Annotated in this window: 19 protein-coding genes and 1 pseudogene; 10 read left to right on the forward strand and 10 right to left on the reverse strand. The window is 72.6% G+C overall.

The features are described 5' to 3' along the window. Nucleotides 1–120: 120 nt before the first annotated feature. Nucleotides 121–1,497 carry a GNAT family N-acetyltransferase gene (locus Sfulv_RS02905; protein WP_173317548.1) on the forward strand — a complete coding sequence of 459 codons (1,377 nt, stop codon included), beginning with the start codon at nt 121–123 and terminating at the stop codon, nt 1,495–1,497. Here the strand turns inward: Sfulv_RS02905 and Sfulv_RS02910 are convergent. After that, nucleotides 1,424–2,644 (reverse strand): trans-sulfuration enzyme family protein, encoded by a 1,221-nt coding sequence (locus Sfulv_RS02910; RefSeq protein ID WP_173310969.1) that lies wholly within the window; start codon nt 2,642–2,644, stop codon nt 1,424–1,426. The genes Sfulv_RS02905 and Sfulv_RS02910 overlap by 74 nt on opposite strands. A 59-nt stretch (nt 2,645–2,703) precedes the next feature. On the opposite strand from Sfulv_RS02910, the gene Sfulv_RS02915 reads away from it, so the two are divergent. Further along, nucleotides 2,704–3,216, forward strand: a complete 513-nt coding sequence (locus Sfulv_RS02915; RefSeq protein WP_173310971.1) for an Lrp/AsnC family transcriptional regulator — start codon at nt 2,704–2,706, stop codon at nt 3,214–3,216. A gap of 49 nt (nt 3,217–3,265) precedes the next feature. Then, nucleotides 3,266–4,951, forward strand: a complete 1,686-nt coding sequence (locus tag Sfulv_RS02920; protein WP_173310973.1) for a DUF885 domain-containing protein — start codon at nt 3,266–3,268, stop codon at nt 4,949–4,951. An 88-nt stretch (nt 4,952–5,039) separates the two neighbouring features. Here Sfulv_RS02920 and Sfulv_RS02925 read toward each other — a convergent pair whose 3' ends face one another. Beyond that, nucleotides 5,040–5,528, reverse strand: coding sequence for a rhodanese-like domain-containing protein (locus Sfulv_RS02925; protein WP_173310975.1), 489 nt, complete (start codon nt 5,526–5,528; stop codon nt 5,040–5,042). Between the two features lie 94 nt (nt 5,529–5,622). On the opposite strand from Sfulv_RS02925, the gene Sfulv_RS02930 reads away from it, so the two are divergent. Further along, nucleotides 5,623–6,069, forward strand: coding sequence for an Lrp/AsnC family transcriptional regulator (locus Sfulv_RS02930; RefSeq protein WP_173310977.1), 447 nt, complete (start codon nt 5,623–5,625; stop codon nt 6,067–6,069). Here Sfulv_RS02930 and Sfulv_RS02935 read toward each other — a convergent pair. The 3 genes from Sfulv_RS02935 to Sfulv_RS02945 form a co-directional block, all read right to left on the reverse strand. Beyond that, the gene (locus Sfulv_RS02935; protein ID WP_173310979.1) at nt 6,059–9,121 is read right to left on the reverse strand and encodes an AAA family ATPase; all 3,063 of its coding nucleotides are present in this window, start codon (nt 9,119–9,121) and stop codon (nt 6,059–6,061) included. The two genes, Sfulv_RS02930 and Sfulv_RS02935, sit on opposite strands and share 11 nt — an antisense overlap. After that, entirely contained in the window at nt 9,118–10,284 is a 1,167-nt protein-coding gene (locus tag Sfulv_RS02940; RefSeq protein WP_173310981.1) for an exonuclease SbcCD subunit D, read from the reverse strand. The genes Sfulv_RS02935 and Sfulv_RS02940 overlap by 4 nt, the downstream gene beginning before the upstream one ends. A 114-nt stretch (nt 10,285–10,398) precedes the next feature. Continuing rightward, nucleotides 10,399–11,037, reverse strand: coding sequence for a YigZ family protein (locus Sfulv_RS02945; protein WP_173310983.1), 639 nt, complete (start codon nt 11,035–11,037; stop codon nt 10,399–10,401). 94 nt (nt 11,038–11,131) lie between these two features. On the opposite strand from Sfulv_RS02945, the gene Sfulv_RS02950 reads away from it, so the two are divergent. Beyond that, complete coding sequence (locus Sfulv_RS02950) at nt 11,132–11,539, forward strand: CoA-binding protein (protein WP_173310985.1); 408 nt, start codon at nt 11,132–11,134, stop codon at nt 11,537–11,539. A gap of 193 nt (nt 11,540–11,732) precedes the next feature. On the opposite strand, the gene Sfulv_RS02955 is transcribed toward Sfulv_RS02950, so the two are convergent. Beyond that, complete coding sequence (locus Sfulv_RS02955; RefSeq protein WP_173317550.1) at nt 11,733–12,305, reverse strand: helix-turn-helix domain-containing protein; 573 nt, start codon at nt 12,303–12,305, stop codon at nt 11,733–11,735. A gap of 201 nt (nt 12,306–12,506) precedes the next feature. Continuing rightward, on the reverse strand, nt 12,507–13,271 hold the full coding sequence (locus Sfulv_RS02960; protein WP_173310987.1) for an acyltransferase: 765 nt from the start codon (nt 13,269–13,271) through the stop codon (nt 12,507–12,509). Between the two features lie 139 nt (nt 13,272–13,410). Here Sfulv_RS02960 and Sfulv_RS02965 point away from each other — a divergent pair, with 139 nt between their 5' ends. Next, complete coding sequence (locus Sfulv_RS02965) at nt 13,411–13,941, forward strand: gamma carbonic anhydrase family protein (protein ID WP_173310989.1); 531 nt, start codon at nt 13,411–13,413, stop codon at nt 13,939–13,941. 165 nt (nt 13,942–14,106) lie between these two features. Here the strand turns inward: Sfulv_RS02965 and Sfulv_RS02970 are convergent, their stop codons facing one another. Then, nucleotides 14,107–14,544: a DUF4442 domain-containing protein gene (locus tag Sfulv_RS02970; protein WP_173317552.1), complete on the reverse strand. Its 438-nt coding sequence runs from the start codon at nt 14,542–14,544 to the stop codon at nt 14,107–14,109. A gap of 109 nt (nt 14,545–14,653) precedes the next feature. Between Sfulv_RS02970 and Sfulv_RS02975 the strand changes: the two are divergent. Then, nucleotides 14,654–15,684: pseudogene (locus Sfulv_RS02975) on the forward strand (DUF8017 domain-containing protein). A gap of 55 nt (nt 15,685–15,739) precedes the next feature. Continuing rightward, the gene (locus Sfulv_RS02980; RefSeq protein ID WP_173310991.1) at nt 15,740–17,083 is read left to right on the forward strand and encodes an MFS transporter; all 1,344 of its coding nucleotides are present in this window, start codon (nt 15,740–15,742) and stop codon (nt 17,081–17,083) included. Here the strand turns inward: Sfulv_RS02980 and Sfulv_RS02985 are convergent. Together Sfulv_RS02985 and tuf are read right to left on the reverse strand one after the other, a co-directional pair. Continuing rightward, the gene (locus Sfulv_RS02985; RefSeq protein ID WP_173310993.1) at nt 17,045–17,890 is read right to left on the reverse strand and encodes a spermidine synthase; all 846 of its coding nucleotides are present in this window, start codon (nt 17,888–17,890) and stop codon (nt 17,045–17,047) included. The two genes, Sfulv_RS02980 and Sfulv_RS02985, sit on opposite strands and share 39 nt — an antisense overlap. Before the next feature lie 81 nt (nt 17,891–17,971). Further along, a complete protein-coding gene (gene tuf / locus Sfulv_RS02990; RefSeq protein ID WP_173310995.1) occupies nt 17,972–19,141 on the reverse strand; it encodes an elongation factor Tu in 1,170 nt (389 codons plus the stop codon). 368 nt (nt 19,142–19,509) lie between these two features. On the opposite strand from tuf, the gene Sfulv_RS02995 reads away from it, so the two are divergent. Next, nucleotides 19,510–20,220 carry a TVP38/TMEM64 family protein gene (locus tag Sfulv_RS02995; RefSeq protein WP_173310997.1) on the forward strand — a complete coding sequence of 237 codons (711 nt, stop codon included), beginning with the start codon at nt 19,510–19,512 and terminating at the stop codon, nt 20,218–20,220. Nucleotides 20,221–20,423: 203 nt separating this feature from the next. Further along, on the forward strand, nt 20,424–21,299 hold the full coding sequence (locus tag Sfulv_RS03000; protein ID WP_173310999.1) for an undecaprenyl-diphosphate phosphatase: 876 nt from the start codon (nt 20,424–20,426) through the stop codon (nt 21,297–21,299). Nucleotides 21,300–21,523 lie beyond the last annotated feature (224 nt).

A 21,523-nucleotide genomic window follows, 5' to 3' on the forward strand; every position in this document is an offset into this window, starting at 1 on the left:
AAGCACCCCGAGAACCGGACAAAAAAGGATGATAGGCAGCCAGATACACACTTAACCCATCAGTCACAAGGCGTTCGTGACCAGGCAACACCGCTGGGCCACAGTGAGCACATGACTGACGTGACATCCGCGAAGAGCGCCCGCCGCCACCACTGGCGGCGGGACATGACCGAGCTGGCCGCCCTGTTCACGGCGGTCGCCGTGGCCGACGCGATCGCCAACCTGATCGGGCACCAGCCGGACGGCCCCTTCCTGCTCATCGCCTCGGCCGTGGCGCTGGCCGCCACGGCCGGTTTCCACACCTGGTGGGCCCGGCGCCACAGCCACGCCCCGCCGGGTCCGGCCGCCGGGGAAGCGGCACCGGACGCCGGGGGCCCGGCCGGCCTGGCCGCCGAGGACACCGTCCTGTGGCGGATGCGGACGACCGTGCGCGACACGCCGGGCAGCCTGGCCGCCCTGTGCACCGCGCTGGCCCGTTTCCGGGTCGACATCCTCACCCTCCAGACGCATCCGCTGGCCAACGGCACCGTCGACGAGTTCCTGCTGCGGGCGCCCCTCACGCTCCAGGCGCAGGAGCTGACCCGGGAGATCTCCGCGGCGGGCGGCAGCTCCACCTGGATCGAGCGCGCGGACGCCCACGACCTGGTGGACACCCCGACCCGGGTCCTCGGGCTCGCCACCCGTACCGCACTGGACGCCGCGGAACTCCCGCTGGCACTCCGCCAGTTGCTCGGGCGCTGCACCATCCACTCGCTGCCCGCCGTCTCCGTGACCGGCCGTGCCACCGGGGAGAGCGCACCGGTGGAAGGAGTGCTGGAGGAGACCTCGATGCGGCTGCGCGACCCCTCGGGCGGTGTCATCACCGTGGAGCGTCCGCACCTGCCGTTCACACCCACCGAGTTCGCACGCGCCCGCGCCCTGGTCGAACTCGACGCGCGGCTCGGCCCCCGGGTCCCGCGCAGCCAGGACGTGCTCACCCTTCCCGAGGGCAACGAGATCACGGTGCGCCGCGCGGACCACGGCGATCTCACCGCCGCCCGCGCCATGCACGACCGCTGCTCGGAGCAGACCCTCGGGTTGCGGTACCACGGCCCGGTCCGCGACGCCGGCCGCTACCTCGATCACCTGCTGAGCCCGCGCTTCGGCCGCACCCTCGCCGTGCAGACCGCCTCCGGCAAGCTGGTGGCGCTCGGCCACCTGCTCTGGGACGGCGACGAGACCGAGGTCGCCCTGCTCGTCGAGGACGACTGGCAGCGCCGCGGCATCGGCTCGGAGCTGCTGGGACGACTGGTGGCGCTGGCGGTCGAGGCCGGCTGCGAGAGCGTGTACGCCGTCACCCAGGCCCACAACACGGGCATGGTCGCGGCGATGCGCGGGCTCGGACTCCCCCTCGACTACCAGATCGAGGAGGGCACGCTCGTCGTCACAGCCCGACTGGACGCGACTCCCGTACGGGCGCTGCCGTCGTACGAGGGGGCAGAGCGGACGGGCCGCTGAGCGCCTGGCACAGGTCGGCCCACAGGTCCTCGACGTCCTCCAGGCCGACCGACATCCGCAGCAGCCGGTCACTGACGCCGGATGCCCGCCGGTCCCCCTCGGCCACGATGCGGTGGCTGATGGAGGCCGGATGCTGGATCAGCGAGTCCACGCTGCCGAGGCTGACGGCCGGCGTGATGAGCCGCACCGACGCGATCACCCGGTGCGGGTCCCCGTACACCTCGAACGAGAGCATGGCACCGCCCACCCGCGGGTAGTGCACGCGGGCGATGCGCGGGTCCGCGGTGAGCCGTCCGGCGAGCTCGGCGGCGCTCTGCGACGCGGCACGCACCCGTACCGGCAGCGTCGACAGGCCCCGCAGCAGCAGATAGCCGGCGAGCGGGTGCAGTACGCCGCCGGTGGCGAACCGCACCTGGCGCAGCGTCGCCGCGAACTCCTCGTCGCAGGCCACGACCCCACCCATCACGTCGCCGTGACCGCCCAGGTACTTGGTGGCGCTGTGCAGCACGATCCGGGCACCGTGCTCGACCGGCCGCTGGAGCACCGGGGTGGCGAAGGTGTTGTCGACGAGGAGCGGCACGGAGCCGCAGGCGTGCGCGACGGCCCGGATGTCCACCTCGGCGAGGGTCGGATTGGCGGGGGTCTCCACCATCACGAGCCCGGTGTCGGGGCGGATGGCGTCGGCGATGCCCGCCGGGTCGGTCCACGTCACCTCCGTACCGAGGAGGCCGGCGCCCAGCAGGTGGTCGCTGCATCCGTAGAGCGGGCGGACGGCGACCACGTGGCGCAGGCCGACGCTCGCACGGGCCAGCAGGACGGCGGTGAGGGCCGCCATTCCGCTGGCGAACGCGACGGCGCTGTCGGTCCCTTCGAGACGCGCCAGGGCCGTTTCGAAGCGCCCGGTGGTGGGGTTGTCGAGGCGCGCGTAGACGGGCGGCCCCTCCGGCCTGGCGCCGGTGGCGGCGAAGGCGTCGATCCGCTCGGCCTCGCCCCTGGAGTCGTACGAGGGGTAGGTGGTCGACAGGTCGAGCGGCGGGGCGTGCAGTCCGAGGGAGGCGAGATCGTCGCGTCCGGCGTGCACGGCTTCGGTGGCCAGCGCCCTGGACGGGGATGCGGTCCAGGGCGTCGTCGAGGCTTCGGTGTCCATGTCACCACTCTGAACAGCAGCCGGGTCAAAGCGGTGAACCTCCGTGTTACGTTCGGCAGATGGCCGATTCTGTAGCTCTTGATCCGGTGGATCTCCACATTCTGCGGCTCCTCCAGAACGATTCACGGACCACCTACCGGGAGCTGGCCGCCGAAGTCGGGGTGGCTCCCTCCACCTGTCTGGACCGGGTGACCCGGCTGCGGCGCTCCGGCGTCATCCTGGGCCATCAGCTGCGCCTGGACCCGGCGCGTCTGGGACGGGGGGTGCAGGCGCTGCTCCTGGTGCAGGTCCGGCCGCACCGGCGCGAGCTGATCGGGCCGTTCGTCGACCGGATCAGGGCGCTGCCGGAGTCCCGGGCGCTGTTCCACCTCACCGGCCCCGACGACTACCTGGTCCAGGTGGCCGTCTCGGACACGGCGGACCTCCAACGTCTGGTGCTGGACGAGTTCACCTCGCGCCGTGAGGTGGCCCGGGTGGAGACCCGGCTGATCTTCCAGCAGTGGGAGTGCGGGCCGCTGCTGCCACCGGGGCCGGCGCCGGGGCCCTCGCCCGAAGCGCCGTCGGCCGGCTGACGCGAGGGGGGTGGTGACGCGGGGGCCCTCACCGTATGAGGATGTCCGCATGTCAGACACTTCTCACAGCGCGCTGCCCCGCCAGGTCGCCGACGCCCACGTCGACGCGTACATCGAACTCGACCCGATCACCGGTACGTACCTCGGTGTCGCCGAAAGCTCCCGCAGGCTGCCCGACTTCTCGCCCGCAGGCCAGGCGGCCCTCGCCGGTCTCGCCCGCGAGACCCTGGCGAAGCTCGACGCGGCCGAGAAGCTGCCGGGCGCGGACAGCGACGCCGAGCGCCGGTGCGGACGGCTGCTGCGCGAGCGGCTCACCGCCGAACTCGGCGTCCATGACACCGATGAGGGACTGCGGGTGGTCTCCAATCTCCGCTCACCCGTGCACAGCCTCCGTGGCGTGTTCACGGTCATGCCGACCGCCACCGACGAGGACTGGGCCGCGGTCGCGGCCCGCCTGCGGGCCGTCCCGGCGGCGCTTGAGGGATACCGCGCCTCGCTCGAACTCGGCCTGGAGCGCAAGCTGTACGCGGGACCCCGCGCGACCGCCACGTTCGTCGGGCAGCTGACGGCGTGGGCCGGCTCGCGGGGTTCGGGGTTCTTCCAGGACTTCGTCTCCCCCGGTCCCGCCGCGCTGCGCGCCGAGCTCGACGCCGCGGCAGGTCAGGCCGCGGCGGCGCTGGTGGCACTGCGCGACTGGACGAGCGAGGTGTACGCCCCGGCGATCGAGGGCGCCCCCGACACCGTGGGGCGGGAGCGGTACGCGCGCTGGACGCGCTACTACAACGGCACGGACCTGGATCTGGACGAGGCGTACGCGTACGGCTGGTCCGAATACCACCGCCTGCTGGCCGAGATGAGGACCGAGGCGGAGAAGATCCTGCCCGGCGCCGGGCCCTGGGAGGCCCTCGCCCACCTCGACGCGCACGGCAAGCACATCGAGGGCGTCGAGGAGGTGCGTGTCTGGCTGCAGGAGCTGATGGACGAGGCCATCGAGGCTCTCGACGGCACCCACTTCGAACTGGCCGAGCGGGTACGCAAGGTGGAGTCCCGCATCGCCCCGGCGGGCGGCGCCGCCGCCCCGTACTACACCGGGCCGTCCGAGGACTTCTCGCGCCCCGGCCGGACCTGGCTGCCGACGATGGGCGAGACCCGCTTCCCCGTGTACGACCTGGTGTCCACCTGGTACCACGAGGGGGTGCCCGGCCACCACCTGCAGATCGCGCAGTGGAAGCACGTGGCGCAGAACCTCTCCCGCTACCAGACGTCGTTGGGGCAGGTCAGCGCCAACGCGGAGGGCTGGGCGCTGTACGCGGAGCGGCTGATGGACGAGCTCGGCTTCCTGCCCGACGCGGAGCGACGGCTCGGTTATCTGGACGCGCAGATGATGCGCGCCTGCCGGGTGATCATCGACATCGGCATGCACCTGGAGCTGGAGATCCCGGCGGACTCGCCGTTCCACCCCGGTGAGCGGTGGACTCCGGAGCTGGCCCAGGAGTTCTTCGGCGGGCACAGCGGCCGGCCCGCCGACTTCGTCGAGAGCGAGCTGACCCGCTATCTGTCGATGCCGGGCCAGGCCATCGGCTACAAGCTGGGTGAGCGCGCCTGGCTGCTCGGCCGGGAGAATGCCCGCGCGGCACACGGCGACGCGTTCGACGCGAAGGCGTGGCACATGGCAGCCCTCTCCCAGGGCTCCCTCGGGCTGGACGATCTGGTGGACGAGCTGTCCAGGCTCTGAGCCCTACGGCCCGGCAGCCGGCCCCGAGGGACGGCTGCCGCGCCGGACCTGCGCGTGGAGGGTGCCGGAGCCGGCGGCACGGCCCGCCTCAGCAGCCGCACTCCTCAAAGTCGGCAGGTGCGGTGAGGGTGTCGGCGCCGCGCCTCTCGCGGCCCCGCAAGGTCTCGAACTCGAACCCCTCGCGCACCCAGTACTCAAAGCCGCCGAGCATCTCCTTGACCTGGTAGCCGAGTTCGGCGAGGGCCAGGGCGGCGCGCGTCGCCCCGTTGCAGCCGGGACCCCAGCAGTACGTGATCACGGGCACGGCCGGGTCGAGGAGTTCGCGGGCCTGCCCGGCGATGAGAGCGGTCGGCAGGTGCACAGCGCCGGGTATGTGCCCCTGGTCCCAGGAGGCGGTGGAGCGGGAGTCCAGGACCACGAAACCGGGCTCGCCGCCCGCCGCGAGGGCCGCCGCGACGTCGGAGACATCGGCGTGGAAGGCGAGCGAGGCGCCGAAGTAGGCGGCTGCCGCGGCCGGAGCGGCCGGCGGGACGCGGAGGACAGGGTTGGACGCGGACGTGATCACCTGTGAGGTCATGGCCAAGAAGCTACGGGCAGTGATCACCCGGCGGAAGTGAAGATCCCCGGCATCCCTCTTGATCGGCCGGGGATCTCCCGGTTGTCTGGGGCCCATGACCGACTATTCACCGGACGCCACCGACTGGCGCATCCTCGACGTCCTCCAGCGCGACGGCCGGGCCTCCTTCGCCGAGCTGGCGCGCGCCGTGGCGATGTCCCCGAGCGCGGTCACCGAGCGGGTCCGCCGCCTGGAGGACGCGGGGGTCATCAGCGGATACTCGGCGGTCGTGGACCCCGACCGGCTCGGACTGCCGATCCTCGCTCTGGTACGGCTGCGCTACCCCAACGGCAATTACAAGCCGTTCCACGCACTGACGGACACCACTCCGGAGATCATCGAGGCCCACCACGTGACGGGGGACGACTGCTTCGTCCTCAAGGTCACCGCCCGGTCCATGCGCCACCTGGAGGAGGTCACCGGCAGGATCGGCGCGCTCGGGGCCGTGACCACCAGCATCGTGTACTCCTCCCCGCTCCCCCGGCGGCCGATCAGTCGCTGAGCCCGTCCGCCGAGCGGTGGCGCACCGCCGATCCGTGCCGCTCCTTCACCACTTCGAGCTGGACGGGGATACGGCGGCGCAGGTCGGCCACGTGGCTGACGATGCCGACGCTGCGGTCCCGCTCCCGCAGCGAGTCGAGGACGTCGAGCACCTCGTCCAGGGTCTGTTCGTCCAGACTGCCGAAACCCTCGTCGATGAAGAGCGTGTCGAGCCGTACACCGCCGGCCTCGTCGGTGACGACATCGGCGAGACCGAGTGCCAGCGCCAGGGAGGCGAAGAACGTCTCACCGCCGGACAGGGTCGCCGTATCGCGTTCCCGGCCGGTCCAGGAATCCACGACATGCAGGCCGAGACCCGCCCGCCGGCCGCCGGACCGGGCGTCCGAGTGGACCAGGGTGTAGCGGCCCGACGACATCTTCCGGAGCCTGGCGGTGGCGGCGGCGGCGACCTGTTCGAGTCGCGCCGCGAGCACGTACGCCTCCAGGCGCATCTTGCGTTCGTTGTCGGCCGAGGTGCCCGCGGTCAGCCCGGCGAGCCGCGCCACCCGCTCGTACTCCCGGCGCAGCGGCCCCAGCGCGCGTACCTCTTCGGTGGCCCGGCGCGACAGCCGGTCGAGCTCGGAGCAGCGTTCCCGGGCGGCGGCCAGGGCGGCCCCGGCCTCCCTCAGCAGTCGCTCCGACGTGTCGTACGCGGTCCGCGCCGCGTCGGGTACCGCCTGGGGACGTTCGGCTGCGGCCCGCGCGTCCTGTTCGGCCAGCCGGTCGGCGACGGCCGCGGCCTCGGCCTGCCAGGCGTCGATCCGGTGCTGGAGTTCGCGGTGCCCGGCGTCGGTGAGCAGGGTCTCCGCCGCGGCCTCGGGGGTGTCGAACCCGGCCTTGAACGCGGCGTCGGCCAGCCGGTCGTCCGCCTCCTTGCGCCGCTGGGCGGCGTCCTCCTCCGTCCGTACCGCTTCGGCCGCCTCGCTGAGCAGCCCCATCCGGCGCTCCAGCCGACGGGCGTGGTCGGCGACGGTCGCCGATGCACCGCGCGCCTTCACCAAATCCCGCTCCAGAGCCGCCTGTTCACGGTCGAGCGCTTCGCGCTGAGAGGTACGGGCGGCTGCCCGCCGCTCCGCCTGCCGGCACTGGTCGAGCCTGTCCGCGTGCTCCCGCTCGGCGGCGTCCAGCGCCTCCCTGGCCGCGTGCGTCCCGCCGGCCAGCCGGTGGGCGCGGGCATGCTCCTGGCCCAACTCGGCCACGAGCGCGTCGAGTTCGGCGACGGACGGGCCCGCGGCGGTACGCCCCCCGGCCTCGACAGGCTCCTCGGCGCCCTCCATGCCCTCCGCCGCCTCCGCGCTCGCCACGGCCAACCGCTCGCGCACGGAGGCGATTCGCTGCTCCGCTGCGGTACGTGCCGCTTCGCTGCGGCGGTGCGCGGCGAGGGCCTCCTCCTCGGTCGCCCGGTCCACGTGCCCGTCACCCGGCCGGGCGGGGTCCGGGTGCTCGGCGGAGCCGCAGACCGCGCAGGCGACGCCGTCGACGAGTCCTGCGGCGAGTTCCGCCGCGATGTCGCGCAGCCGCCGCTCCCGCAGGCCGAGCCAGTGTTCGTGCGCCGCGAGGGCGCTCTCGCGGGCGTCTGACAGCAGCCGAGCGGCGGTCTCCGCCTCCACGGCGAGCGCGTCCCGCCTGCGGGCGGCCTCCAGCCTTCTGCGCGCCGGGGCGAGCCGGCCGGCCAGCTGCTCCGCGCGGGTCGCCGCCTCCTGGGCGTCCTCGACACGTTCCTGGAGACCGCGGCGGGTGGCCTCCCAGCCCGCGAGCCAGTGCCCGGTGTCCTGGATCAGTTCGTCGTCGGCGCGCGACTGCCGTTCGACGGCGGTCCGCTCGGCGTCGATCTCCGCACTCCGGCGCTCCGCCCTGCGCGCCGCCGTCAGTTCCCCCAGTTCCTGGCGGAACCGGCGCTCCATGGTGGCCAGTTGCTCCGCGCCCGCCTCGGCCAGGTCGGCGGGGAGCCGGCCGCGTGAGTGCTCACGGGCCTCGCTCGCCGCGCGGTACGCCCGCTCCGCCTCGTCGCGCATGTCCAGCGCGGGAGCGACCAGATCCGCCTTGCGCGCGCGCCGGAGCCGCTCCTCGCACCGGTCCCGCTCGGGGCGGCCCGCCTCCAAAGCGGCGGCGCGGTCCCGGGTCTCCTCGTACCGCAGCTGGAGTCTGGCGAGTTCCCGTTCGCCCTCCAGTGCGCGGCGGGCGGCGGCCTGCCGGCTCTCGGCGGCGGACACCGCTCCCTCGGCGACGGTGAGCCGCTCCCGGGCCCCGGCACGTGCCACGGCGGCCCACTGGAGTACGCCTACGGCCAGTCCGGGCTCACCCGGCCTGGCCTCGGGCAGCGGCCACTCCCGTCCGGCGGGTCCGGCCGCCTGCGCGATCCGCTGGGCGAGGTTGATGATCTTCTCGTCCCCTGCCCTGACCTGCGCCTCGGCCCCGCGGCGCAGCTCGGCGAGCCGTTCCTCGACGGCCGCGAAGCGCCGGGTGTCGAAGAGTCTGCCCAGCAGCCTGCCGCGGGCCTCCGCGTCGGCGCGCAGGAACCGGGCGAAGTCGCCCTGGGGCAGCAGGACCACCTGGCAGAACTGTTCCCTGCTCATCCCGATGAGCCCGGAGAGCTCCTCACCGATCTCCTGGTGCGACCGGCTGAGGGCGCGCCAGCCGTGCCCGGAGTCGTACTCCCGCAGCCAGCTCTGCGCCTTCTCCGTCGTGAGGCCGGTGCCCTTCTTCTTGCGGCGCGGCTGGGCGGGGCGCCTGGTCACCTCCAGACGGCGTCCGCCCACGGTCAGCTCCAGGCGTACCTCGGTGGTCAGTCCTTCGGGAGCGTGATCACTGCGCAGCGAGGTCCCGGGGCTCTGCCGGGCACCGGGTACCGCCCCGTACAGGCCGTAGCAGACGGCGTCCAGGACGGAGGTCTTCCCCGCGCCGGTCGGGCCGTGGAGCAGGAAGAGCCCGGCCGAGGAGAGCGCGTCGAAGTCGACCTCCTGCGTGGCGCCGAAGGGGCCGAAGGCCGTGATGGCGAGCCGGTGGAGCCTCAACGGGACACCTCGTGCACGCCGTCGTCCACCCGTACGTCCTCGAAGGCGGAACGCAGCACCGTGCGCTCCAGCTCGTCAGGTCCGCTGCCGCCGCGTACGTGGGCCACGAAGTCCTCCGCGATCTGGTGGTCGTCGCGTCCCCTGAGGCGCTGGGCGTACGAGGCCGAGGGGTCATCGGGACCCCGTTGCGGGTCGAAGACCAGGCTGAGGGTGTGCGGGAAGCGCTCCAGCAGGCGGGCCATCGGGTCCTGGGGGCGCACCGGGTCGGTGAGGGTGGCCTCGACCCAGGAGTCCTCGTGCCGCTCGTGCCCGGGGTCGTCGAGCAGGGTGTCCAGGGGGCCGCGGAGCCGGGCGAGGCGGCGGGGCACCGGGCAGTCGACGCGCCCGGCGGTGAAGGAGCCCCGGGCGCCGAGGTCCACCAGCCACATGGTCTTGCGGTGGTCCGCCTCGGAGAAGGAGTACGCGAGCGGGGAGCCGGAGTAGCGCACGCGCTCGGTGACGCGCTGGCTGCCGTGCAGATGCCCCAGGGCCACGTAGTCGACGCCGTCGAAGACTCCGGCGGGCACGGCGGCGACCCCGCCGACGGTGATGTCGCGTTCGCTGTCGCTGGGCTCGCCGCCCGCGACGAAGGCATGCGCGAGGACCACCGACCGGGTGCCGGCGGGCCGGGTCGCGAGGTCGGCGCGGACGCGGTCCATGGCGGCCGTGAGGACTGCCTCGTGGCCCGCCTTGGAGGCGCCGAGGACGTCCTTGACCAGGGCGGGTTCCAGATAGGGCAGCCCGTAGAACGCCACCTCACCGTGTGCGTCACGCAGGACGACGGGGGTGCCGCAGCCCTCGGGGCCGGTACGCAGGTGGATACCGGCCCGCCCGATCAGGCCCGCGCCGACGCCGAGCCTGCGGGCCGAGTCGTGGTTCCCGGAGATCATGACGGTGGGGACGCCCGCGGCGGCCAGCCGGTGCAGGGCGTCGTCGAACAGCTCGACGGCGGAGAGCGGCGGTACGGCCCGGTCGTAGACGTCTCCGGACACCAGCACGGCGTCAACTTCGTGCTCGGCGACCGTGGCCACCAGGTGGTCGACGAAGGTCCGCTGGGCACCGAGCATCGAAACCCGGTGCAGGGAGCGGCCCAGATGCCAGTCGGACGTGTGCAGAATCCTCAAGACATCACTCCGACGGCTACGACCTGCATGTTCCTCTTCCTCCACCCCGGGGCCTGCCCGTGGTCGCACGAGCGGCACCGACCACGCTAACGCCGGTCGCGCCCGCAGCCCGCATCAATCGTGGATCCGGGCGTCCCCGTACGCCTCCCCGCCCAGTTCGAGGGTGGCCGAACCCGCCGTCGCATCGGCCAGCCAGGCCGTGAACTCCGCGACGTCGGCGTCCGGCAGTCCGATCGCGATGGTCACCGCCTCCGTGTACGAGACCTCGCGCACGGTGCGCCCGGTGGCCCGCAGATCGTTCTCCAGCTTGCCCGCGCGCTGGTGGTCGACCGTGATGGTGGCCAGCCGGAAACGCTGACGGGTAAGCGTGCCGAGCGCGTCGAGAGCCTCGCCCACCGATCCGCCGTAGGCCCGGATCAGGCCGCCGGCGCCGAGCTTCACACCGCCGTAGTAGCGGGTGACGACCGCGACCACGTAACGCATCTCACGGCGCATGAGCATGTGCAGCATGGGTACGCCGGCGGTGCCTCCGGGCTCCCCGTCGTCGGACGCCTTCTGCACGGAGGCGTCGGCGCCGATCACGTACGCGAAGCAGTGGTGACCCGCGGTGGGGTGCTCCTTGCGTACGCGAGCGACGAAGTCCTGCGCCTCCTGCTCGGTGGCGGCGGGAGCGAGCGCGCAGATGAAGCGCGAGCGGTTGATCTCGGTCTCGTGCACGCCCGCGCGGGCGACTGTCCGGTACTGCTCCTGCATCCGGCCAGCCTATGCGCCGGCCGATGGGGGAATCCCGGGCGCCTGCCGTAGGTTGCGCAGGCAGTCAGTATTCGCGTCAGCGGGAGGGCAGGACATGTACGGCGACCAGGACACCATCCGCAAGATCCTCACCGAGTCCGGCGACGTCTGGGCCGTCGTGGGCCTTTCGTCGAACCAGAGCCGGGCGGCCTACGGGGTCGCCGCGGTCCTCCAGCGCTACGGCAAGAAGATCGTGCCGGTGCACCCGAAGGCCGAGACCGTGCACGGGGAGCACGGGTACGCCTCCCTGGAGGCCGTCCCCTTCGACGTGGACGTGGTCGACGTCTTCGTCAACAGCGAGCTCGCGGGCGCGGTAGCCGACGAGGCCGTGGGGATCGGCGCCAAGGCCGTCTGGTTCCAGCTCGGTGTCATCGACGAGGCCGCCTGCGCGCGGACCCGCGCGGCCGGGCTCGACATGGTCATGGACCGCTGCCCCGCCATCGAGATCCCGCGCCTCGGCTGACCTGTGAGCGGGGCTCTGGGCGGTGAGCGGGCAGCGGCGCGGTTGCCGGACCTCGGCGTGCGGCCGGGCGGGGTGCCGCTCGCGCACGCCTCGAAGCGGTCCGTGAGGGCGGTCGAAGGGGGCGTGCGCACCCGGGTGGGCGCCCTGCGACCGGCCCTGGGGCCCTGACGCACAGCTTCCTGTGCCGCCCGTCTCAGCGTGCGGGAGGGACCGAGACCGCCATGGTGAACTCGGCCGGCTCCGGACCGTCGTTGCGGTAACCGTGCGACAGACGCGGCTCGAAGGTGGCGGAGGTGCCGGCGGGCACCGCGTGCCGCTCGCCGTCGACGATCAGGGTGAGCTCGCCCGCGGTGACGTGGAGGAGCTCGACGGTCCCCTCGGGGTGCGGATCGGAGGTACTGCCGTCGCCGGGCATCAGCCGCCAGGACCAGAGCTCCAGCGGGCCTGCGGCCTCCGCACCGACCAGCAGCGTCGTCGAACTGCCCGCCTCCGTCGACCACATGCGTACGGCCTGGTCGGCGGGGACGATCCGGACCTGTGGCCCCTGCTCGTGGTCGAGCAGCGTGGTGATGCTGACGCCGAGCGCGTCGGCGAGCTTGACGGTGGTGCCGAGGCTGGGGTTGGTCCGCGCCTGCTCGATCTGGATGATCATGCCGCGGCTGACCCCGGCGCGGGCGGCCAGGGCGTCCAGGGTGAAGCCGCGCTCACCCCGCCACCGCTTGAGGTTGCGGGCCAGCGACTGGGTGAGCTGATCGAGGTCGGACACGTTCCGTCCCATGTTCAGGATGAGCGATGTGCTGGATGAGCAATGTGCTGGATGAGCGATGTTCCGGGTGGGAGTTCGAAGCACTGCACTACGGCGTTCTGCACCCAGCCGTTCACCGCACTGTACTGCGAGGCAGGCGGCGACACCGCTCACCCGCCCCGGCCGCCGGCCTCCCGCGAGCACGGTCCGGCCGGCGCCGGACTAGCGCTCGGAACGGCCGGCCTCGGGGGCGTCCGGTTCCAGTTCCGCCAGGAGCAGGAGCTGTTCGGGGGTGACGCCCTCCGGGATCGGGACCGGCGCCGGGGTACGGAGCGGCGGCTGCCAGCCCCTGTCGGAGGTCCAGCTCCGTACGACCCGGGCCGGAGCCCCGGCCACCACCGCGTGGTCGGGGACCTCTCCCCGTACCACCGCTCCCGCCGCGACCACCACGTTGCGGCCGAGCCTGGCGCCGGGGAGGATCACCGCGCCCGTGCCGATCCAGCAGCCGGGCCCGATCACCACCGGCTCCATGCGCGGCCACTGCCGGCCGACCGGCTGGTGCGGGTCGTCGTAACTGTGGTTGGTCGAGGTGATGTAGACGTAGGGACCGCAGTACGTGTCCGAGCCGATCGTCACCGTGGTGTCCGCGATGACATGGCTGCCCCGGCCCAGCACCACGCCGTCGCCCAGCGTGAGCACCGTCTCCCGGCCCAGGTCGAGGTCCGGCATCAGACCCGCCGTCAGCGTGACCTGTTCACCGATGACGCAGTGGTTCCCGAGCTCGATCCACGGCTCCCCGAACACCGTGCCCTGCGGGAAGGCCAGCCGGGTCCCGGGGCCGATCCGGCGAAACCTCAGCCTGCCGGGGTGCTGCGCGGTCACCGCGCCCGTCTCGCGCACCCAGGCCCAGACGCGGTGGACGGCCAGGGACAGGACGCCGCGCCGCCGGGCGGCGAGCGAGGAGAACGTGTTTCTGTTCGTCGGCACCGACACACCGTAAGCGCCGGGGACGGGGCCGGTCGGCGCCCCGGCCTGTGATGTTCACCCCACCACCCGCACCCGGACGGGCGTCGCCTACCGTTCCTCCGGAGCGAGCGCACCACACCGGGACACGGAGGAGCAGGCCATGGCCGAGCAGGCGTTGATCATGGGTATGGGCGGCACGGAGCCGGACATCGACGCGGACGCCTTCGTGGCGCCGACCGCCGTGGTGATCGGTGAGGTCACGATGGCCCCGGGCTCCAGCGTCTGGTACCACGCGGTGCTCCGTGCCGACTGCGGCCCCATCAGCCTGGGTCCCGACAGCAACATCCAGGACAACTGCAGCGTGCACACCGATCCCGGTTTCCCGCTCAGTGTCGGCGCCCGGGTGTCGGTCGGCCACAACGCGGTCCTGCACGGCTGCACGATCGAGGACGACGTCCTGATCGGCATGGGCGCCACGGTGCTCAACGGCGCGCACATCGGTACGGGGTCGCTGGTCGCGGCGCAGGCCCTCGTACCGCAGGGGATGCGGGTCCCGCCGAACTCCCTCGTCGCCGGGGTGCCCGCCAGGGTGAAGCGGGAGCTGACCGAGGAGGAGCGCGAGGGCGTCAGGTTCAACGCGGCCGGTTACGTGGAACTGGCGAAGGCCCACCGCCAGGAGCACGCGGGCTGAGTGAGCGGGACCTGGCCGCCGGTGCGCGGGCCCGGTTCAGTCGGTAGCCGGCACGGCCACCGGGCCCGGCCCGCGCGGCGGCTCCGTCACCCACCGCGCGCCCGTCGGCGAACGGCGGGCAGCCTACCCGCGCCCGGCAGCCCGCGGGGCCGCCATGAGCGCAGGTCAGCTCTTCGGGCGCAGGGTCCAGACGACGGTCATCTCGCCGGTCACAGCGCCGTCCGCCCGCCGGATCTCGACGGTGACGGGGAATTCGGGCCGGCTGCCCGCGTCGAGCTCGGCGACGACGTCGGTGGCGGGCCTGCCGAGGGTGGCGGTCGCGGTGACCTCGCCCATGGCCAGCTTCCGGTAACCGATCTCCGCCGACACGGCGAGCGGCACCGCACGCGAGAGCTGGTCGCCGAAGGCCGCGATGACGATGGCGCCGCTCGCGGACTCGGCGAGCGTGAACATCGCTCCGGCGTGCGGTCCGCCTACGTGGTTGTGGTAATCGGCCTGGTCGGGCAGGCGGACGACCGCCCGGTCCGGGGTCGCCTCCAGGAACTCCAGGTTGAGGGTCCTGGCCATCGGAACCGTCGCGACGAGCATCTCGCCGACTGTCATCTGTTCAGCACTCATACCCGAAGGCTACTCATGAGTAGCTTCCTTTGGCCATCCCCTCGCGGGGGCCGGGCGTAGCAGCGGCGGCACGGCCCCTCTATGGTTACTGGCCATGTGGCCAGGACAGCAACCGCCCGGGGCGAGCAGAACCCGCAGGACCCGAACCCGTACCAGCAGCCGGGTTACCAGCAGCCGAATCCGTATCAGCAGCCGGGATACCAGCAGCCCGGGTACCAGCAACCCGGTCAGCCGGGGTACCCGCAGCCCAATCCCTACCAGCAGCCGACCGCGCCGCAGTACGCCGTTCCGGGGCAGCCCGGCGGCCCGAAGGGCGGCGGTGACCGGAAGAAGACGGTGATCACCGCGATCGTCGCCGCGGCCGCGGTCGTCGCGACGGCGGTCGTCACCGGTGTGATCGTCCTTGGCGAGGACGACGAGAAGGGCGGCACGACCGTCGCCGACGACAAGAAGTCGTCCGCGTCGGCGAAGCCGTCGACCACCACGTCCGCTCCCGCCGGAAATCCGCGGGGCGGCGCGGACGCCGAACCGCTGATCCCGGGATGGAAGGTCGTCACCAACCCGAAGTGGGGCACGCAGTTCGACGTACCCGGTGACTGGGAGGTCGCCGGTACGGGCATGATCTCCGGTTTCGAGGACGTCAAGAACCCCGAGGGACCGCCCGCCGTCGGCTTCTCCGCCCCGGCCTTCTACAAGAGCAAGTGGTGCGTCGACGACGCGGACAAGGACGGCAGCAAGGAGGACACCGGCCTCGCCGGTACCGGCACCAAGGGCGCCCAGGGCGCGAAGAGCACCGACGAGGCCGCCAAGAACGAGGCGGGCAACTGGGTGTGGGCCGCCTACGCCCAGGAGGAGCCCAAGGGCACCGTGAAGGTCGGCGAGCCCAAGCCGTACACCACCAAGTCGGGCCTCTCCGGCAGTGTGGTGACCGCCACCGCGGCGGGCGTGGCCAAGAAGGAGAAGTGCGACACCGACGGGAAGTCGATCGCCTTCACCTTCACGAACGCCAAGAAGGAGTACTCGACCTGGGTCCTGTACGCCAACGCGGGCGTCGACGACGAGCTCCCGGACACCACCATCCAGCAGATCCTCAGCACGGTACGGCTGGCGAAGTCCACTTCCTGACCCCTGGCCCCTCCTCGATTTGTCGGGGAGGGGTTCCGGTGGCGATAGTCCCCTGGTGACCTCCGCCTCCCTGCCTCCCGCCCCCGCCGCCCGCCCTGCCGGTGCCGGCCGAAACTACGGTCTGCTCACCGCCGCCGCGATCATCACGAGCCTGGGTACCCACGGCGCGCTGATCGCGGCGGCGTTCGCGGTCCTGGAGTCGGGAGGTGACGGTGGCGACGTCGGACTGGTCGCCGCTGCCCGCACCGCGCCGCTGGTGCTCTTCCTGCTCATCGGCGGCGCGATAGCCGACCGGCTGCCCCGCCACCGGGTCATGGTGGCCGCGAACGCCCTGAACTGCGTGTCGCAGGCCGTCTTCGCCTGGCTGGTCCTGACCGGCGACCCGCAGCTGTGGCAGATGATGCTGCTGACCGCCCTCTGCGGCACGGGGCAGGCGTTCTTCAACCCCGCGGCCGAGGGCATGCTGATGTCCAGCGTCGACGCCGAGCACGCCAGTCGCGCCTTCGCGCTCTTCCGGATGTCGATGCACGGCGCGGCCATCGGTGGCGCGGCGCTGGGCGGGGCGATGATCGCGGCCATGGACCCGGGGTGGGTCCTCGCCGTCGACGCCGCCGCCTTCGCCGTCGCGGGAGCGCTCCGGGCGTTCCTCGACGTGAGCCACATCCCCGTGCGCGCGGCGGGCGGCGGACTGCTCTCCGATCTGCGCGAGGGCTGGGACGAGTTCATCGGCCGCCCCTGGCTGTGGGCGATCGTGGCGCAGTTCTCCGTGGTCGTGGCGGTCGTCGCCGCCGCCGAGTCGGTCTACGGACCCCTGGTCGCCCGCGACGAGCTCGGCGGCGCCGCGCCCTGGGGACTCGCGCTGGCCGCGTTCGGCGTCGGCACCCTGGCCGGGGCGGTGCTGATGATGCGCTGGAAGCCCCGGAGGCTGCTGCTGGCCGGGACCCTGTGCGTGTTCCCGCTCGCCCTGCCCTCGGCGGCGCTGGCGGTGCCGCTCCCGGTGTCCGGCCTGGCCGCGGTGATGTTCGTGAGCGGCGTCGCGATCGAGGTGTTCGGTGTCTCCTGGATGACGGCGATGCACCAGGAGATCCCGGAGGAGAAGCTGTCGCGGGTGTCGGCCTACGACTGGTTCGGCTCCGTCGCCATGGTTCCGCTCTCCACCGCGCTGGCCGGCCCGGTCGAGGGACTCGTCGGCCGCAGCCAGGCGCTGTGGGGGTGCGCGGCGCTGGTCGTGCTGGTGACGGCGCTCGTGCTGTTCGTACCCGACGTGCGCAATCTGACGCGCCGTACGGGCGGCGGCACGGGCAAGGAACTCGTGCAGGACGCCGCGGAGCTGCCGTCCGCGAGGCTGCCCGCGGTGGCCTCAGCCGATGCCGAAGGCACCGGCAGGGGGCTCGGGTGAGGCGACCGCCTCGCTGTCCCGTACCGGCCGCGCGTCGCCGATGAGCCGGGCCAGCCCGGCCCCGTACTCCACCCGGGCCGGGAACGCGTCGCCCGCGCAGAGGCGGGTCAGCGGTCCGGTGTCCAGGGCCCTGTGCGAGGCGGCCAGCACGACGTTGCCGAACCGCCGGCCGCGCAGCACGGCGGGTTCGGCGATGAGGAGGAGTTCATCGAAGACGGCCGCGAAGGTGGCCAGTTGCGAGCGGAGGAAGCCGAACGGCGTGCCGTCCGCCAGGTTCGCCGCGTAGATCCCGTCCTGGCGCAGGACCCGTCCCGCGGCTCGCGCGTACTCGACGGACGTGAGGTGGGCCGGCACCCGGGAGCCGCCGAAGACGTCGGCGATCAGGACGTCCGCCGAAGCCGGCGGCGCCTGTTCCAGCCAGGCGCGGGCGTCCGTGCCGTGCACGGCGATCCCGGCCCCCGCGGGCAGCGGCAGGTGTTCGGCGACCAGCGCCAGCAGCCCTCGGTCGGCCTCCACCACCTCCTGGCGCGAACCGGGCCGGGTGGCGGCGGCGTAACGCGGCAGGGTGAGGGCGCCGCCTCCGAGGTGGAGCACGTCCAGGGCGGTGCGGGGAGCGGCCGCGCAGTCCAGGACGTGGGCGAGGCGCCGTACGTACTCGAACTCCAGGTACGCCGGGTCGTCCAGGTCCACGTAGGACTGCGGGGCGCCGTCGACCGTGAGCAGCCAGGCCCGGTCGCGGTCCACGTCGGGCAGGAGCCGCGCGGTGCCGTGGTCGACCTGGCGGATGACGGGTATCGGCTCGTTCACTCCGCCATTGTGCGGGTGCGGACGTGAGGTGCCGTACCCGCCTCCCGGCCCTTGAGAGGGCCGGGAGGCGGGTACGCACGGTCAGAGCAGTGCGGTGACCGTTCCGGCGCCGACCGTCCGGCCGCCCTCACGGATCGCGAAGCCGAGGCCGGGCTCCAGCGGGAGGTCACGGCCGAGCTCGACGGTCATGGTGACCGTCTCCCCAGGGCGCGCCACCGCCGCGTCCCCGAGGTCGACGTCTCCGACGACATCGGCGGTACGGATGTAGAACTGCGGCCGGTACCCGGTGGTGACCGGGGTGGTGCGGCCCCCTTCCCGCCCCGACAGGACGTACACCTGGGCGGTGAAGCGGCGGCTGGGACTGGTACTCCCCGGCGCCGCCACGACGTGGCCGCGCCGGACCCGGTCGCGCTCCACCCCGCGCAGCAGCAGCGCGACGTTGTCGCCGGCCTCGGCCGACTCCATCGGCCTGCCGAAGGTCTCCAGACCGGTGACGACCGTCTCGGTGTCCGCGCCCAGCACCGCGACCCGGTCACCGACGCGGACCGTGCCGCGCTCGACGGCTCCCGTGACGACCGTGCCTCGGCCGGTGATGGTCAGCACGTTCTCGACGGGCAGCAGGAACGGCGCGTCGGTGTAGCGGACCGGCATCGGTACGTACGTGTCGACGGCGTCGAGCAGTCCCTCGATCGACGCTGTCCAGCGCGGGTCGCCCTCCAGCGCGCCCAGCCCCGACACCCGCACGACGGGGACGGTGTCGCCGCCGTACCCGTGCGCGGACAGCAGGTCACGGACCTCCAGCTCGACCAGGTCGGTCAGCTCGGGGTCACCCGCCTCGGCCTTGTTGAGGGCGACGACGATGTGGTCGACGCCCACCTGACGGGCGAGCAGGACGTGCTCGGCGGTCTGCGGCATGACCCCGTCCAGGGCCGAGACGACGAGGATCGCCCCGTCGAGCTGCGCCGCCCCTGTGACCATGTTCTTGATGTAGTCGGCGTGGCCCGGCATGTCGACATGCGCGTAGTGCCGGGTGTCGGTCTCGTACTCGACGTGCGCGAGGTCGATGGTGATGCCCCGCCGCGCCTCCTCGGGTGCCCGGTCGATCCGGTCGAACGGTACGAACGTGCCGGTCCCCCGGTCGCTGAGGACCTTGGTGATGGCGGCGGTCAGGGTGGTCTTGCCGTGGTCGACGTGGCCCATGGTGCCGATGTTGAGGTGCGGCTTGGTGCGCACGTATGCCGTCTTGGGCATGGCTGATTCCTCGCGGTTCGCGGTTCGAAGCTGAGTGGGAGACCCCAGGGCCCGGCCGACCCTCCCCTTACGGGGTCCGCCGGACTGTCGGGGGAGGGTCAGCTTCGGGCGCCGCCGATGGGCGCTGCCACGGCCGTCGCGGTGGGTACGGCAGCCTTCGGCGCGTCCGCGACTGCGGACGGCGCTGCGGGGAAGGCGTACCGGAACATGCCCCGATCATGGCGGGGCGGCGCGGTCCGCGTCGAACGGTTTTCGCCCGCCACGGACGCGCTCCCCTGCGGCGGTGCGGATGACAAGGCGGCGGAGGCCGCGCCTCTGCCGCACGGCCTTGACGACGATCACACAGGGCTTTCGGTTACTCTCCCCAGATGTTCGACCCCGTCCCCGCCGCCCGGCCCGCCGGCGGTCTCGCAGTGCGCTGTACGAGGGCGCTGCTCTCGCCGTGGTCCCGGTTGTCGCTGCTCGCGGCGGTGCTGCTGGCCGCCGCGTCCACGATGCTGCTGTTCGAACCGCAGCGGCTCCTCGCCTCCGGCTGGCCGCCCGAACTGACGGGCGGTACGGCGGCGATGGTGTTCGCCCTCGCGTACGGCGCGTGCACCGTGGCGTTCGTACCCCGTCCGCTGCTGAATCTCGCGGCGGGCGCCCTGTTCGGCGCCCAGGCCGGGCTGGGCGCCGCGCTCGCGGGCACGGTGCTCGGGGCGGGCGTCTCCTTCACGCTGGGCCGTGTATTGGGGCAGGACGCGCTCCGTACGCTGTTGCGCGGCCGGTGGATGAAGGCCGCGGACGGACTGCTCAGCCGGCACGGTTTCCGGTCGATGCTCGCGCTGCGGCTCTTCCCGGGTGTCCCGTTCGCCGCGGCCAACTACTGTGCGGCGACCTCGCGCATGGGCTATCCGCCGTTCCTGCTGGCCACCGGACTGGGCTCGATCCCGAACACCGCCGCGTACGTCATCGCGGGCAGTGAGGCGTCCTCCCCCACCTCTCCCGCGTTCCTGGCGGCGATGGGCTTCATCGTGCTGTCGGGCGCGGGCGCGGCCCTGGTCGCCTGGCGCAGGCGCCACCGGCTGGGCGGCGGCTGATCCGCTCGTTCCCGGCGGTCGTGGCGGGCGGCGGGGGGCAGGAGGAAGCGTGTTCACCGACAGGCGATACGCTGCCCGCGACCGACGAAGGATCTCCGGGGCGCAGCCGTCCCGTCCCTCGATGACCGCACTCCGCACGGTGCCGACGGACTTTTCACGTCCGTCGGCCGATGCATGATCACCTCCGGGATGGCCTTAGCCCCATGAGCTGGTTCGAATCATTCGTCCTGGGCCTCGTTCAGGGACTGACCGAGTTCCTGCCGATCTCCTCCAGCGCCCACCTGCGGCTCACCGCGGCTTTCGCGGGCTGGCACGACCCGGGTGCGGCGTTCACCGCCATCACCCAGATCGGCACGGAGACGGCGGTCCTCATCTACTTCCGCAAGGACATCGCGCGGATCGTCTCCGCCTGGTTCCGTTCGCTGACGAACGCCTCCCTGCGCAGCGACCACGACGCCCAGATGGGCTGGCTGGTCATCGTCGGCTCGATCCCCATCGGCGTGCTGGGAGTGACGTTCAAGGACCAGATCGAGGGGCCGTTCCGCGACCTCCGTCTGATCGCGACCACTCTGATCGGGATGGGCATCGTCCTCGGGATCGCCGACCGCCTCGCCGCCCGCGACGAGGCCGGCGGTAAGCACCGCGCGGTCAGGGAGCGCAAGTCCCTCAAGGAACTGGGCATCAGGGACGGCCTGATCTTCGGCTTCTGCCAGGCGATGGCGCTGGTTCCGGGCGTCTCGCGCTCCGGCGCGACGATCAGCGGTGGTCTGCTGATGGGCTACACCCGCGAGGCGGCGGCCCGGTACTCGTTCCTCCTCGCGATCCCCGCCGTGCTCGCCTCGGGCCTCTTCGAACTGAAGGACGCGGGCGAGGGCGGCCATGTGTCCTGGGGGCCGACGATCTTCGCGACGTTCATCGCCTTCGGCGTGGGTTACGCGGTCATCTCGTGGTTCATGAAATTCATCTCCACCAAGAGCTTCATGCCGTTCGTCATCTACCGCGTGCTGCTGGGCATCCTGCTGTTCGTGCTGATCGGCGCCGGCGTACTGAGCCCGCACGCGGGCGAATCCGGCGGCTGAAACAGGGCCGTACAGGTAGCGCTATCGAGCGTTTCCTAGCGCCTGATTGCAGCACCACGCCATGATCATCTCCCACTCATCTCCCCCCGGGGAGGCGGGATACGCCCCACTAGGACGTGCGCGTCCGCAAAGTAGGGGATGACGCGGAAGGTCCCGCACGGCAGTGCGGGACCTTCCGTACAGAGGGTGGAGCGGGTCAGCTGAGGTTCATGTCCCGCCTAGGC

The organism is Streptomyces fulvorobeus, from assembly GCF_013167895.1.
GTDB lineage: Bacteria > Actinomycetota > Actinomycetes > Streptomycetales > Streptomycetaceae > Streptomyces > Streptomyces fulvorobeus.

Bases quoted from the DNA above. Each gene is read 5' to 3' on its own strand.
- Sfulv_RS02910 (WP_173310969.1), bottom strand. From the start codon at position 2,644: ATGGACACCGAAGCCTCGACGACGCCCTGGACCGCATCCCCGTCCAGG.
- Sfulv_RS02915 (WP_173310971.1), top strand. From the start codon at position 2,704: ATGGCCGATTCTGTAGCTCTTGATCCGGTGGATCTCCACATTCTGCGG.
- Sfulv_RS02920 (WP_173310973.1), top strand. From the start codon at position 3,266: ATGTCAGACACTTCTCACAGCGCGCTGCCCCGCCAGGTCGCCGACGCC.
- Sfulv_RS02925 (WP_173310975.1), bottom strand. From the start codon at position 5,528: ATGACCTCACAGGTGATCACGTCCGCGTCCAACCCTGTCCTCCGCGTC.
- Sfulv_RS02930 (WP_173310977.1), top strand. From the start codon at position 5,623: ATGACCGACTATTCACCGGACGCCACCGACTGGCGCATCCTCGACGTC.
- Sfulv_RS02945 (WP_173310983.1), bottom strand. From the start codon at position 11,037: ATGCAGGAGCAGTACCGGACAGTCGCCCGCGCGGGCGTGCACGAGACC.
- Sfulv_RS02950 (WP_173310985.1), top strand. From the start codon at position 11,132: ATGTACGGCGACCAGGACACCATCCGCAAGATCCTCACCGAGTCCGGC.
- Sfulv_RS02965 (WP_173310989.1), top strand. From the start codon at position 13,411: ATGGCCGAGCAGGCGTTGATCATGGGTATGGGCGGCACGGAGCCGGAC.
- Sfulv_RS02970 (WP_173317552.1), bottom strand. From the start codon at position 14,544: ATGACAGTCGGCGAGATGCTCGTCGCGACGGTTCCGATGGCCAGGACC.
- tuf (WP_173310995.1), bottom strand. From the start codon at position 19,141: ATGCCCAAGACGGCATACGTGCGCACCAAGCCGCACCTCAACATCGGC.
- Sfulv_RS02995 (WP_173310997.1), top strand. From the start codon at position 19,510: ATGTTCGACCCCGTCCCCGCCGCCCGGCCCGCCGGCGGTCTCGCAGTG.
- Sfulv_RS03000 (WP_173310999.1), top strand. From the start codon at position 20,424: ATGAGCTGGTTCGAATCATTCGTCCTGGGCCTCGTTCAGGGACTGACC.